This is a genomic window from Achromobacter sp. RW408, assembly GCF_003184165.1.
Lineage (GTDB): Bacteria > Pseudomonadota > Gammaproteobacteria > Burkholderiales > Burkholderiaceae_B > Achromobacter > Achromobacter xylosoxidans.
This window is the reverse complement of the sequence record NZ_QHHO01000049.1, coordinates 727833-741153: the sequence shown is the minus strand read 5'-3', so window position 1 is coordinate 741153 and position 13321 is coordinate 727833. Positions and strand designations below refer to the sequence as shown.

The window sequence follows — 13321 nt, the reverse complement described above, 5'->3', positions numbered from 1 at the left end:
CATGATCACCATGACCGCCGCCTTCCTGGGCGAGATCGACCGCCAGGCGCGCAGCCACTACGACGAGGGCGCGGGCCTGGCATTGCGCCCGCTCGATCCCGCCGGCGACGCCGCCCTGCTGCGCCAGTGGTTCGCGATGGACTACGCGCATTTCTGGTCGATGCAGACGTTCACCGAAGCGCAGGTGCGCGACTTCTACGAGGCCCTGGTCGACAGCGGCCATGCCGGCGCCTGGCTCGGCAGCCACGACGGCCGCCCCGCCTTCCTGGTGGAATGCTACGACCCCGCCCATGACCAGGTCGGCGAGCACTACCCGGTGCGCCCCGGCGACCTCGGCATGCACATCTTCATCGGCCCGCCGCGCGTGCGCATCCCGAATTTCAGCCGCAACGTGCTGGCCTTCGTGATGCGCTTCATGTTCGAACGCCTCCAGGCCCGGCGCGTGGTGGTGGAACCCGACAGCAACAACAGCAAAATCCATGCGCTCAACCTGGCCATGGGTTTTGTCTACGCCGGCCAGGCGCGTTTTCGCGAGAAGACCGCCAGCATCGCCTTCTGCACCCGGCAGCAATTTGAACAGGCCCAACTCCAGGAGTCTTCCCTATGAGCACCCAGCCCCATCCCGCCCAGATCGCCAGCCACCTCGCTCCCGAGGTCTGGGACAAAGTGAACCGCCTGCTGGTGAAGAAGGCCATCTCGGAATATGCCCACGAATGGCTGCTGGAGCCCGAACGGCTCGGCCCCGCCGAGGCGCCCGGCTTTGACCGCTACCGCCTGGTGCTGGCCGACGGCCATGCCGAGTACCGGTTCGACGCGCAGCTGATGGCCATGCGCCACTGGCGCATCCCGCCCGAGTCCATCAGCAAGACCATGGCCGGCACGCCCGCGCCGCTGGACGCGCTGCAGTTCGTCATCGAGATCCGCGACAAGCTCGGCATGCCCGAGGACCGCCTGCCGATCTACCTGGACGAGATCACCAGCACGCTGCACGGCAGCGCCTACAAGCACACCCGCGCCGCGCCCGCGGCCGCCGAATTGGCGCTGGCCGATTACCAGACCATCGAGACCTCGATGATCGAGGGCCATCCCAGCTTCGTGGCCAACAACGGCCGCCTGGGCTTCAACGCCGAGGACTACCACGTCTACGCCCCGGAATGCGCCAGCCCGATCCGCGTGATGTGGCTCGCGGTGCACAAGGACAATGCCCACTTCGCCTGCCTGTCGACCATGGACTACGACAGCCTGCTGCGCGACGAGCTGGGCGCCGACACCGTCGCCCGCCACACCCAGACCCTGCGCGATCAGGGGCTGGACCCGGCGGACTACTTCCTCATGCCGTCGCACCCGTGGCAGTGGTTCAACAAATTGTCGCTGGCGTTCGCGCCCTACGTGGCCTCGCGCAAGATCGTGTGCCTGGGCTACGGCGACGATGACTACCTGGCGCAGCAGTCGATCCGCACCTTCTACAACATCAGCCAGCCGGGCAAGCACTACGTCAAGACCTCGCTGTCGATCCTGAACATGGGCTTCATGCGCGGACTGTCGCCTTACTACATGTCCGGCACGCCGGCGATCAACGAGTACATCCACGGCCTGATCAACGCCGATCCGTGGCTGCGGGAGAACGGCTTCACCATCCTGCGCGAAGCGGCCTCGCTGGGGTTCCGCAACTACTACTACGAAGCGGCCATCTCGGTCGACACGCCCTACAAGAAGATGTTCTCGGCACTGTGGCGCGAGAACCCCACCGCGCTGATCGGCGCCAACCAGCGCCTGATGACCATGGCCGCGCTGCTGCACGTCGATCCGCAGGGCCGCGCGCTGCTGCCGGAACTGATCCGCGCCTCGGGGCTGGATGCCGCCGCATGGCTGGAGCGCTACGTCGACGCCTACCTTACGCCGCTGGTGCACTGCTTCTATGCCCACGACCTGGTGTTCATGCCACATGGCGAGAACGTCATCCTGGTGGTCCAGGACCACGTGCCGGTGCGCGCCTTCATGAAGGACATCGCCGAGGAATCGTCGATCCTCGATCCCAACGCCGCCCTGCCCGAGAACGCCCGCCGCCTGGCCGCCGACGTGCCCGAGGAATACAAGCTGCTGACCATCTTCGTGGACGTGTTCGAAGGCTACTTCCGCCATCTGTCCCAGGTGCTGGTCGACAACGGCGTGATGGACGAGGACGCTTTCTGGAAACTGGTGGCCGGCCGCATCATCGCCTATCAGGAGGCCCATCCCGAACGCCTGGAAAAGTACCGCCAGTACGACCTGTTCGCGCCGGAGATGATCCATTCGTGCCTGAACCGCCTGCAGCTGGCCAACAACCTGCAGATGGTCAACCTGGCCGACCCCATAGGCAGCTTCCAGATGGCGCCCAACCTGGCCAACCCGATTGCCCGCCACCGGCCCCAGTGGCTGGGCCAGGCCGACACCGCGCAGGCGCTTGCGTGAACCGCGACCTGGACGATCTGCTGGCGCTGACCGGCCGCCTGGTGCCCGGGCTGTCGGGCCAGGTCGCGGCGGCGCCCGGGCCGGGCATCCGCCCGGGCGCCGACAACGCCCAGGCCATCGCGCGGCTGCGCGATGTCTGGGGGCAGCGCTATCCGGAGGCCGGGCCACACTACCTGGCTTTGCGCTGCTGGGGGTTGCTGATCTGGCAGCCCGTCTACCTGAGCGTGATCGCCGCGCATCGCAGCGCGATCGTGCCCGACCTGTCGGGCATGATCCAGCCGGTGCCGGACGACGGTTTCATCATCGGCTACACCCTGGAGCGCCATGAACCCTTGCGCGGCGGCCTGCGCCACCGCATGCAGGCCGCCGCCGCGCAACTGCGCAGTATCTGCGCCACCTTCTACCGCGAACTGACCCAGGTGCTGCGGGTGAGTCCGCGCGCCGCCGAGAGCATGCAGGCCGATTGCGTACTGTATGCCCTGCTGGCCGCGCGTCACGACAACGGCGCCGCCGCCAACGACTGGGCCCAGCGGCAGGCCATCGAATGGATGGACCTGCTCGGCCTGCGCGGGCGCAGCGGCTACCTGACCTGGCGGCGCGCGGACCTGCCGGTCATCGCCGTCGATCGGCAGGTCTGCTGCCACTACTTCCGCAGGCGCGACGGCGACTACTGCAGCACCTGCCCCAAATTGGATCTTGCCGAACGCATGACCCGGATCGACGCCGAGAGCGCCGTGCCCGCCTGAAGGCGGCCGGGCCTTGCGGGACGGCACAAGGAGTCGGAAATGACGGACATTGGCCGCCTCGAGCACGTGCGCGAGGCCTTGAGCCCGCTGCACGTTCGGGCCTATTTCGACCAAGCCCTGTTCGAACGCGAACAGGAACGGATATTCAAGCAATCGCCCATCTACGTGGGCCACGAGAAAGTCGTGCCCGAACCAGGCGACTGGCGCCGCCTGCCGCACGAGGACGGCGGCCGGGTGCTGGTGCGCAACGCCCATGGCGTCGAGCTCGTCTCCAACGTCTGCCGCCACCGGCAGGCGCTGATCCTGGGCGGCGAGACGGGCGCGGTGACCGGACCCGGCAACCCCGCCGGCAACCTGTCGGCCAGCGGCGGCAACATCGTCTGCCCGCTGCACCGCTGGACCTACGACAACCGCGGCCAGATCCTGGGCGCGCCGCAGTTCCCCAGCACGCCCTGCCTGAACCTGCCGCGTTTTCCGCTGAAGAATTGCCATGGCCTGCTGTTCGAGGGCCCGCGCGATCCGCGCGCCGACCTGGGCCATCTGTTCGAGCGGCCCGAGTTCGACTTCTCCGACTACGTGCTCGACCACGTCGAGGTGCACCAGTGCAACTACAACTGGAAGACCTTCATCGAAGTCTATCTGGAGGACTACCACGTGGGGCCCTTCCACCCCGGCCTGGGCCGCTTCGTCACCTGCGAGGACCTGAGCTGGGAGTTCGGCCGCCACCACAGCCTGCAACGCGTGGGCGTGCATGACTCGCTGGAAAAGCCCGGTTCCGACGTCTACCGCGACTGGCACGACACGCTGATGCGCTATCGCGGCGGCTCGGCGCCCGACTTCGGCGCGATCTGGGTGACCTACTTCCCCACCCACATGATCGAGCTGTACCCGCACGTGCTGGTGCTCTCCACGCTCTACCCCAAGAGCCCGCAGGAAACCATCAACATCGCCGAGTTCTACTACCCCGAGGAAATCGCGCTGTTCGAGCGCGAATTCGTCGAGGCGCAGCGCGCGGCCTACATGGAAACCGCGGTCGAGGACGACGAGATCGGCGAGCGCATGGACGCCGGCCGGCTGGCGCTGCTGCGCCGCGGCACCTCCGAAAGCGGCCCATACCAGTCGCCGATGGAGGATGGCATGCAGCATTTCCACGAGTGGTATCGCGACATCATGGGCGAGGAACTGGGTGACTGCGCCGCGCCGTAGGGGACGCAGGGGACGGGCGCGCCGTAATTAAAACGGTGCCGGAGCGGTGAGAATAGCTGCAACAATGCGAACATATGCTATTCTCATTCTCACATTTGACGGTGTGCCGAACACCGCTACAGGGGCTCAACCCGTATCGCGAGTGACGATCTTGAACCCAGCACCCTCCCCCGCCCAATTCACCGTCGCCGACTTCAACCGCATGGGCAGCCAGAGCGGTTTCCGCTACCGCCTGCCGCAATTGAACGGCGCGTTGCGCGGCGACCCCGAGACCCTCTGCATTGCCGAAGGCCGCGTCGAGACCCACGCGATCCGACCGGGCCTGACCCTGGTGCTGTCCGACGTGCGCGTGCACCAGCATTACGAGGCCACCTCGATGATGTCGCCGCGCTTTTCCGCCATCGTCATGCTGCAGGGCCACGCCCAGACCCGCATCGATCGCCACGACGACGTCAGGCTGGCCGCGCACAGCGGCGTCAGCGCGCTTTACGGCGACACCGTCGCCATGACCGGCATCCACGCGCCGGGCCAACGCCTGCGCAGCATCAACCTGTCGCTGTCCGACCCCAACGGCGCCGGCGACGACCAGACCAGCGAGATGATCTGGAAGGCGCTGCGTTCGCCGTCGCTGCGGCTGCGCCGCTGGCAGGTCCAGGGCCATCTGCTGCAGGCCATCGAGCACCTGCTCGACTGCGGTTGGGACGGCCCGCTGCAGGCCATGCTGCGCGAAGGCGTGGGGACGCAGTTGCTGGCGCATGCGCTGGCGACGCTGGAACAGCGCGCGCCGGCCGACAGCACGGTTTCGGAACGCGACCGCCAGTTGCTGGAACGGGTGCGCGAACGCCTGTACAGCGCGCCGGGCGAGGAACACACGCTGGACGAGCTGGCGCGGCTGGCCTGCATGAGCCCGAGCACGCTGCGCGCCAAATTCCAGGCGACCTACCAGCGCTCGGTCTTCAGCTGGCTGCGCGAACGGCGGCTGGAAGTGGCGCGCGAACAACTGGCCCAGGGGTGCAGCGTGCAACAGGCGGCGCATTTCGTCGGTTACCGCCACGCCACCAACTTCGCCACGGCGTTCCGCGAGCGCTACGGCATCGCTCCCAGCGAACTGAACTGAGCGCCGGCCGTGCACGGCTTACGGCGGCGCCCATTGCTCTTGCGGCGTTCACCATTCCTGCAACCCACGATGACAGGCGACCATGCGGTTGCGCTTCCCAGCCCGGGAGGCCCCCGCCATGGATGCCGTCGTGTCACGCCGCGAACCCCTGCCTTCCTTTCCCATGATGGTGCTGATGCTGGGCCTGCTGTCCTGTGTCGCCCCCGCCACCATCGACGCCTACCTGCCCGCCTTCGGCGCGCTGGGCCGGGAATTCGCCGTGCCGCAGGAAACCGTGCAACTGACGCTGGGCGTCTACATGGCCTGCTATGCCTCCATGCTGCTGCTGCATGGCACGCTGTCCGACTCGCTGGGGCGACGTCGCGTGGTGCTGGCTGCGCTGGGGGTGTACGTGTGCGGCGCGCTGATGGCGGCGCTGGCGCCCGGCTTCGGCTGGCTGCTGGCCGGACGCGCGGTGCAAGGCCTGTCGGCGGGCGCCGGCATCGTGGTCGGCCAGGCCATCATCCGCGATTGCTACGACGGCGCCGTGGCGCGCCGCGCCATGTCATACCTGATCCTGGTGTTCAATCTGTCGCCGGCGCTGGCGCCGATCCTGGGCGGCTACCTGGCCGCGCACCAGGGCTGGCGGTCCATATTCCTGCTGCTGACCGCGCTGGCCGCCGCGGCCTGGCTGCTGTGCGTGCGGCGCCTGCCCGAAACGCTGCCGCCCGATCGACGCCAGCCGCTGGCCTGGCGCACACTGGGCGGCAACTACGCGCGCGTGCTGGGCAACCGGCGCTACGCCGCGCTGGGCCTGGCGTTCAGCCTGCTGTTCGCCGCGCAGGGGTTCCTGATCGGGGCCGCGCCCGACTTCATCACCAATGTGCTGGGGTTGCCGGAAACCGATTTCGCCTACCTGTTCGTGCCGCTGGTGGTGGGCGCCATGGCCGGCGCGCTGCTGGCGGCGCGCAAGGCCGGCCGCTGGTCGGACGGGCGCATCACGTTGCTGGCCTACCTGCTGATGGGAGGCAGTTGCCTGGCCTACGTGCTGTACATGGCCGCCGCCGAGCCGCCGCGCCTGCCCTGGGCGGTGCTGCTGCCGGGCCTGTTCACCTGCGGACTGGCCATGGGCGTGCCGGCCATGACGCTGCGCATCCTGGGGCACGTGCCGGACCTGTCGGGCACCGCCGCGTCCGTGCTCGGCTTCATGCAGATGCTGACGTTCTCCGTGGCCAGCGGCTGGGGCGTGCCGCTGGTCTACGGCCAGCCACTGCGGCTGGCCGTGGCCATGCTGGCCTGCGTGGCGGCCAGCGCCGCCGGTTGGGCCTGGCTGCATCGCTGCGCCGCGCCCGTGGCCAAGACCGAGGCCGGGCTGGGGTAGCGTGCCACCCCATGGGTTTGGTGCGGGCACATGCGCGCGACAGCGCAGCAGCCCGGCGGCGTTTTCCATATGCATTGCGTCGTCCGGCATACATCAGCCCAACGGTAAAAATCAATAATTCTCATTACCAAATTTTTCCGTTGGAGCTTGTCCTCATGCCGTCCGTCCTGCCCCCGCCCGCCGCGCAATCGCGCCGGGTGCGCCCTCTTGTCTACGCGATCCAGACGGCCCTGTTCTGCTCTGCCCTGACCCACCAGCAGGCCTTCGCCCAGGACGCCGCCGGCGCCGAAGCCGGCGAGGTGGCGCAATTGCCCGCCGTCACCGTCAGCGGCGCGGGCATCCCCGGCACCACGGAAGGCACCCGCTCCTATACCACCGACGCCATGAACACGGCCACGGGATTGACGCTGTCGCCGCGCGAGACGCCGCAGTCCGTCAGCGTGGTCACGCGCCAGCAGATCGAGGACCAGGGCCTGCGCGACACCGGTTCGATCCTGGCGAGCGCGCCAGGCATTTCGGTCACGCGCAGCGACAGCAACCGGTTTTCGTTCTCTTCGCGCGGCTTCGATATCGACAACTTCCAGTTCGACGGCCTGAACTCGCCCATCCTCAGTCTGTGGAACTACGGCGCCACCGACATCGACTCGGCCATCTACGACCGCGTCGAGATCGTGCGCGGCGCCACCGGCCTGATGACCGGTTCGGGCAATCCGTCGGCCGCCGTCAACTTCATCCGCAAGAAGCCGCTGCGCGAGTTCGCCTTGTCCGGCAGCGTCAGCGCCGGCAGTTGGGATCAGGTTGGCGGCAACCTGGACCTGTCGGTGCCCGTCACCGAAGGCGGCCGCATCCGCTCGCGCTTCGTCGCCGCCTATGACCAGGGCGACAGCTATGTGACCTTCCTGGATTCGCGCAAGCGCACCTTCTATGGGGTCATCAGCGCCGACCTCACGCCGGACACGGTGCTGACCGCCGGCATCGAGTATTCCCGCAACCAGAGCAACGGCTTCGGCAGCGGCTTTCCGCTGTTCTACAGCGACGGCTCGCGCACCGACTTCAACCGCTCGGTGGCCAACAATACCCGCTGGGCCCGCATCGACACCGAGTCCACCACCACCTTCGTCGACCTGACGCACCGTTTCGCCAACGACTGGAAGGTGCGTGCCGCCTACAGCCACAACGATGGCGACTATCGCATGAAGCAGCTGTTCCGCGGCGGCTACCCCGACCGCGTCACGGGCGCGGGCATGACCAGCGCGTACAACAACTATGATGGCGACCGCTCGCGCGATGACATCCACCTGACGGTGTCGGGCCCGTTCCAGTTGTTCGGGCGCAAGCACGAACTGGCGCTGGGCTGGATGAGCGTCAACGACCACAGCAATATCGGCCAGTACCTGCAGACCGGCGCCAAGCCAGCCCTGGGCAGCTTCTTCGACTGGCGCCAGGATCACGTCGCCGAACCCACCTGGGCCGCCAACAAGACGCCCGCTGACGACCTTCGCGTCAAGCAGACCGGCGCCTACGCGGTAGGCCGCTTCTCGCTGGCCGATCCGTTGCACCTGATCCTGGGCGGACGCTGGAGTAACTGGGAAACCAACCAGACCTACTTCGGCAGCAAGCGCCAGTACAAGATCAACGATCAGTTCACGCCCTACGCCGGCCTGCTGTACGACATCAACAGCACCTACACCGCATACGCCAGCTATACGGAAATCTTCCAGCCGCAGAACGCCCGCTCGCCCAGCGGCTCGATCCTGCCGCCGATCGACGGCAAGAGCTACGAGGTCGGCCTGAAGGCCGCCTACCTGGACGGCTTGCTGAATGCCTCCGCGTCGCTGTACCAGACCCGCCAGAACAACCTGGCACAGGCGATCCCGGGCGAGTCGGTCATCGGCATGCCCGGCACCCAGGCGTACCGCGCCGTCTCCGGCGCCAAGGTCGAAGGCTTCGAACTGGAGACCAGCGGCCAGCTCATGCCCGGCTGGAACCTCGGCGCCAGCTACACCCACTTCACCGCCAAGGACGCCGACGGCAAGCCGATCAACACCAGCCATCCGCGCAGCCTGTTCAAGGTGTACACCACCTACCGCCTGCCGGGCGACCTGCACCGCCTGACCGTGGGCGGCGGCATCGACTGGCAAAGCCGCATCTATCGGTCCGCGGCCAGCCCCCGCGGCAACGTGGACGTGGAACAAGGCAGCTACGCCCTGGTCAACCTGATGGCCCGCTTCGACTTCAGCAAGCAGGTCTCGGCCACCCTCAACCTGAACAACGTCTTCGACCGCAAGTATTACGACCAGATTGGCTTCTACAGCCAGGGCTGGTATGGCGCGCCGCGCAACGTCATGCTGACCATGCGCGCGCAGTATTGAAGATGGCGTCACACGGCTGCAAGCCAAGGAGGACAGCGGCACAATGCATTTGAATCTGGCGATCGCGGCGCGGGCAGGCCGCCGCGCACTGGCCGGCCTGGCGGCGCTGGCCCTGGCCGCCGCCCTGGCCGCATGCGACCGCGCGCCCGCCGTCCCCGGGCCTGCGGCAGGCTCCGCCCCTGCGCCATCCGCGGCCGGCAAGCCGGCCGCCGCCCCATCCGTGACGGCCGCCACCGTCGCGGGCTTTCCGGTCAGGCTGGAGACCGCCCTGGGTCCCGCGGTGATCCCGGCCCCGCCCAGGCGCGTCGTCGCGCTCGGCCTGGGCGCGGACGACCTGGTGCTGTCGCTGGGCGTGGTGCCGGTGGGCGTGGGCCGCGCCGACTGGGGCGGCGACTCGGACCATTACTGGCCCTGGGTCCGCGCCGCGATCGAGGCGCGGGGGCAGCCGCTGCCCGAGCGCATCACCGTCTATCCCGAACTGGATATCGAGAAGATCATCGCGCTGCGGCCCGACGTGGTGCTGGCCCCCTTCTCCGGCGTCAGTCCCGAGGCCTACGCGCAACTGTCGCGGCTGGTGCCGGTCGTGGGCTATCCGGAGCAGCCTTTCCTGACCCCGGTTGACACGCAGATCGACCTCATTGCCGCCGCCCTGGGCGCGCGCGAGGCCGCCGCGCCCCTCAAGGCCCGCATCCACGATGCGCTGGCGCAAGCCGCGCGCCGCTATCCCGAACTGTCCGGCAAGACCTTCGCCTACGTGCGCGCCGATCTCGGCTCGGGCAACTTCGCCGCCTACGTTGCCGGCGACCCGCGCGTCGATACGCTCAGCGCCATGGGCCTGACGCTGGCGCCCTCGGTGCGCGGCCTGCGCGCCAGCGCCGGCCACTTCGCCCATTACCTGGGCTTCGAGCATGCCGACGCGCTGGGCGATGCCGACATCCTCGTGTCCTGGTTCTACACGCCGCAGGAACGCGACCGCACCGCGGCCATGCCGCTGTATGCATCGATCCCGGCCGTGCGCCGCGGCGCCTACGTGGCATTGAGCGACCCGGCGCTGGTGATGGCCTCGTCCTCCGGCACGCCGCTGGCGGTGGCGTGGATGCTGGACCGGCTGGCGCCCCGCCTGGCCGAGGCCGCGCGCCACGCCGGGGGTAACGGAGCCGGCTCCTGATGCCGTCGCATTCCCCACCGCCCGCCGCGCGCAGCGACCAACCGCTCCAGGGCGCGCGCCGGCTGCGGGCGCCGCTGTTGCTGGCGGCCTGTACGCTGCTGGCTGGCGCCGCGGTCGCCAGTCTCTGGCTCGGCTCGCGCGGCCTGTCGGCGGCCACCGTGTGGCGCGTATTGCTGCAACCGGACGACAGCCATGCCGCGCTGGTCGTCGCCTCCCGCATCCCCCGCACCCTGTTGGCGTTGCTGACCGGCGCCGCCCTGGCCGTGGCCGGGGCGCTGATCCAGGCGCTGACCCGCAACCCGCTGGCCGACCCCGGCCTGCTCGGCGTGAACGCCGGCGCGGCCGCCTCCATCGTGACGGCGGCATTGCTGCTGGGCGGCCTGCCCGCCCATCCGTTCTGGGCTGCCTTGCCCGGCGCGCTGGGCGCGGCGGCGGCGGTCTACCTGATCGGCGCGGGCGGCCGGGGCCTGCAGCCGGTACGGCTGATCCTCGCCGGCGCCGCCGTCAACGCGGTGCTGTTTGCCTACGTGCAGGCCGTGGCGCTGCTGCGCGACGATATCTTCGACGCCTACCGGTTCTGGGCCGTGGGCGCGCTGGCGGGGCAATCGCTGGACGTCGCCTTGCGCGCGGCGCCATACATCGGCACCGGCCTGCTGCTGACCGCGATGCTGGCGCGGCCGCTCAATCTGCTGGCCCTGGGCCAGGCGCTGGCCCAGGCGCTGGGACTGCGCACCAGCCTGTACCGGCTGCTGGGCCTGCTATGCGTGGCGATACTGGCGGCGGCCGCCACCGCGGCCGCGGGCCCGATCGCCTTCGTCGGCCTGGCCGTGCCGCACATCGCCCGCCGCTACGCCGGTCCCGACCTGCGCTGGCTGCTCGCCTATTGCGTGGTGCTCGGCCCGTTGCTGATGCTGGTCGCCGACATCCTGGCGCGGCTGTTGCGGGCGCCAGCGGAACTGCTGACGGGCGTGGTGGTGGCTTTCATCGGCGCGCCATTCCTGCTGGCCGCCTTGCGCAAGCGCGCGCGGAGCCTGGCATGAAGCATCGCGCGCATTCCGTCATCTCGTCGGCGCGCGTGTTGCGCGCAGGCGCCTGGCTGGCCTGGCCCGTCGCGCCCCGCGCACTGGCCTGGGCAGCGCTGCTGCTGGTCCTGGCCTGCGCTCTGCTGGTCACCGCCCTGCTGACCGGCGAGCCGACGCTGTCCTGGCAGGCGCTGGGGCAGACGCTGCTGGGCGCCGGGGGCGCCGTGGATCGGTGGCTGGTGCATACCGTGCGCCTGCCGCGCGTCCTGACCGCACTGGGCGCGGGCGCCGCGCTGGGCCTGTCGGGCGCGCTGTTCCAGAGCCTGACCCGCAATCCGCTGGGCAGCCCGGACGTGATCGGCCTGACCGCCGGCGCCTCGGCCGGCGCCGTGGCCGTGGCGATGGTCTGGCCCGGGCTGATGCCGGTGGCCTGGGGCGCGGCGGCCGGCGCGCTGCTGGCCACGGCCGGCGTCTGGTTCGGTTCCGGCGCCGGCTTCGCCGCGCCCCAGCGCATGGTGATCGCCGGCATCGCGGTCGGCGCGATCGCCTTCGCCTTCGTGCAGTATGGCCTCTCCAACCTGCGGCGTGAACAGGCCTATCTGGCGGCCGCCTGGCTCAATGGCAGCCTGGCCGGCAGAACGTGGACCGATGTCTCTCTGATCGCGGGGGCCTGCGCCGTGTTGCTGCCGCTGGCGCTGGCGCTGTGCGCCCGCCTGCGGCTGCTTGAAATGGGCGACGACCTGGCCCAGGCGCTTGGCGCCACCGCGTCGCGCAGTCGCCTCGCCGCCACGCTGGTGGCGGTGCTGGCCGCGGCCGCCGCGGTCACCGTGGCCGGCCCCGTCGCCTTCATCGCCCTGGCGGCGCCGCAGATCGCGCGCCGCTGCGTGCGCGCCAGCGGCCCGCAGCCCCTGCTGGCGGCCCTGACCGGCGCCGTGCTGCTGGCCGCTGCCGACCTGCTGACCCGCGCGGCTGGCGCCAATGGCCTGCCGGTGGGCGTCCTGACCGCCGGCATCGGCGGCGTCTATCTCGCATTTCTGCTGGTACTCGAATGGCGCAAGACCTCCACCTGAACGATCCGGCCAGCGGCATGTCCGCCCTGCAACTGCGGCAGGTCGGCCTATCCTATGGCGATACCCCTGTGCTGCGGGACCTGTCGCTGGCGGTGGCCCCCGGCGCCTTCACGGCGGTGGTCGGCCCCAACGGCTGCGGCAAGTCCACGCTGTTGCGCGTGCTGGGCGGCGCGTTGGCGCCCACCCAGGGCCAGGCGTTCCTGGACGGCGCCAATCTGGCCAGCCTGCGGCGCAAGGCGGTGGCGCGGCGCCTGGCCTACCTGCCGCAGAACCCGGTGGCCCCTGAAATGATCACCGTGCGCGACCTGGTGGCGCGCGGCCGCTATCCGCACCAGACCCTGCTACGGCAGTGGTCGGCGGACGACGCCCGGGCGGTTGACGCGGCGCTGGCCGACACCGACCTGGCCGAGCTGGCCGACCATCCCGTGCACACGCTGTCCGGCGGCCAGCGGCAGCGTGCCTGGCTGGCGCTGGTGCTGGCGCAGGACGCCGGCATCATGCTGCTGGACGAGCCCACCACCTTCCTCGACATCCGCCACCAGATCGACCTGCTGGAGCTGTGCGCGCGCCTGCACCGGGCCGGGCGCACGCTGGTGGTGGTGTTGCACGACCTGAACCTGGCGTTCCGCTACGCCGATCGCGTCGTCATGATGCGGGCCGGCGCCATCGCGGCGCAGGGCGAGGTGCGCCAGGTGGTGACGGAGGACGCCATGCGGCGGGTGTTCGACCTGGATTGCCGGGTGCTGCCGGATCCGGAGACCGGCAGCCCGATGATCGTGCCGCGGCGCGGCCAGGGTTGAGCGGCAAGG

The 13321-nt window shown here is 69.6% G+C and carries 11 protein-coding genes; all 11 read left to right on the top strand.

The window, feature by feature from the left end:
- Nucleotide 1 precedes the first annotated feature (1 nt).
- Nucleotides 2-607 (top strand): GNAT family N-acetyltransferase, encoded by a 606-nt coding sequence (locus tag DK459_RS22870; protein WP_054447540.1) that lies wholly within the window; start codon nt 2-4, stop codon nt 605-607.
- Complete coding sequence (locus DK459_RS22865; protein ID WP_054498919.1) at nt 604-2451, top strand: IucA/IucC family siderophore biosynthesis protein; 1848 nt, start codon at nt 604-606, stop codon at nt 2449-2451. Before DK459_RS22870 ends, DK459_RS22865 begins: the two co-directional genes overlap by 4 nt.
- The gene (locus DK459_RS22860; RefSeq protein WP_110135085.1) at nt 2448-3197 is read left to right on the top strand and encodes a siderophore ferric iron reductase; all 750 of its coding nucleotides are present in this window, start codon (nt 2448-2450) and stop codon (nt 3195-3197) included. Before DK459_RS22865 ends, DK459_RS22860 begins: the two co-directional genes overlap by 4 nt.
- A 39-nt stretch (nt 3198-3236) precedes the next feature.
- Nucleotides 3237-4403, top strand: a complete 1167-nt coding sequence (locus DK459_RS22855) for an aromatic ring-hydroxylating dioxygenase subunit alpha (RefSeq protein ID WP_006384176.1) — start codon at nt 3237-3239, stop codon at nt 4401-4403.
- A 202-nt stretch (nt 4404-4605) separates the two neighbouring features.
- The gene (locus tag DK459_RS22850; RefSeq protein ID WP_110135084.1) at nt 4606-5520 is read left to right on the top strand and encodes a helix-turn-helix transcriptional regulator; all 915 of its coding nucleotides are present in this window, start codon (nt 4606-4608) and stop codon (nt 5518-5520) included.
- A 130-nt stretch (nt 5521-5650) separates the two neighbouring features.
- Nucleotides 5651-6880 (top strand): multidrug effflux MFS transporter, encoded by a 1230-nt coding sequence (locus tag DK459_RS22845; RefSeq protein WP_304529882.1) that lies wholly within the window; start codon nt 5651-5653, stop codon nt 6878-6880.
- 167 nt (nt 6881-7047) lie between these two features.
- A complete protein-coding gene (locus DK459_RS22840; RefSeq protein WP_370445619.1) occupies nt 7048-9252 on the top strand; it encodes a TonB-dependent siderophore receptor in 2205 nt (734 codons plus the stop codon).
- Nucleotides 9253-9295: 43 nt separating this feature from the next.
- Nucleotides 9296-10420: an ABC transporter substrate-binding protein gene (locus DK459_RS22835; RefSeq protein WP_110135081.1), complete on the top strand. Its 1125-nt coding sequence runs from the start codon at nt 9296-9298 to the stop codon at nt 10418-10420.
- A complete protein-coding gene (locus DK459_RS22830; RefSeq protein ID WP_233256851.1) occupies nt 10420-11460 on the top strand; it encodes an iron ABC transporter permease in 1041 nt (346 codons plus the stop codon). The genes DK459_RS22835 and DK459_RS22830 overlap by 1 nt, the downstream gene beginning before the upstream one ends.
- Nucleotides 11457-12512, top strand: coding sequence for an iron chelate uptake ABC transporter family permease subunit (locus DK459_RS22825; RefSeq protein ID WP_054498916.1), 1056 nt, complete (start codon nt 11457-11459; stop codon nt 12510-12512). Before DK459_RS22830 ends, DK459_RS22825 begins: the two co-directional genes overlap by 4 nt.
- Nucleotides 12491-13312, top strand: coding sequence for an ABC transporter ATP-binding protein (locus DK459_RS22820; RefSeq protein ID WP_054498914.1), 822 nt, complete (start codon nt 12491-12493; stop codon nt 13310-13312). The genes DK459_RS22825 and DK459_RS22820 overlap by 22 nt, the downstream gene beginning before the upstream one ends.
- Nucleotides 13313-13321: the final 9 nt, after the last annotated feature.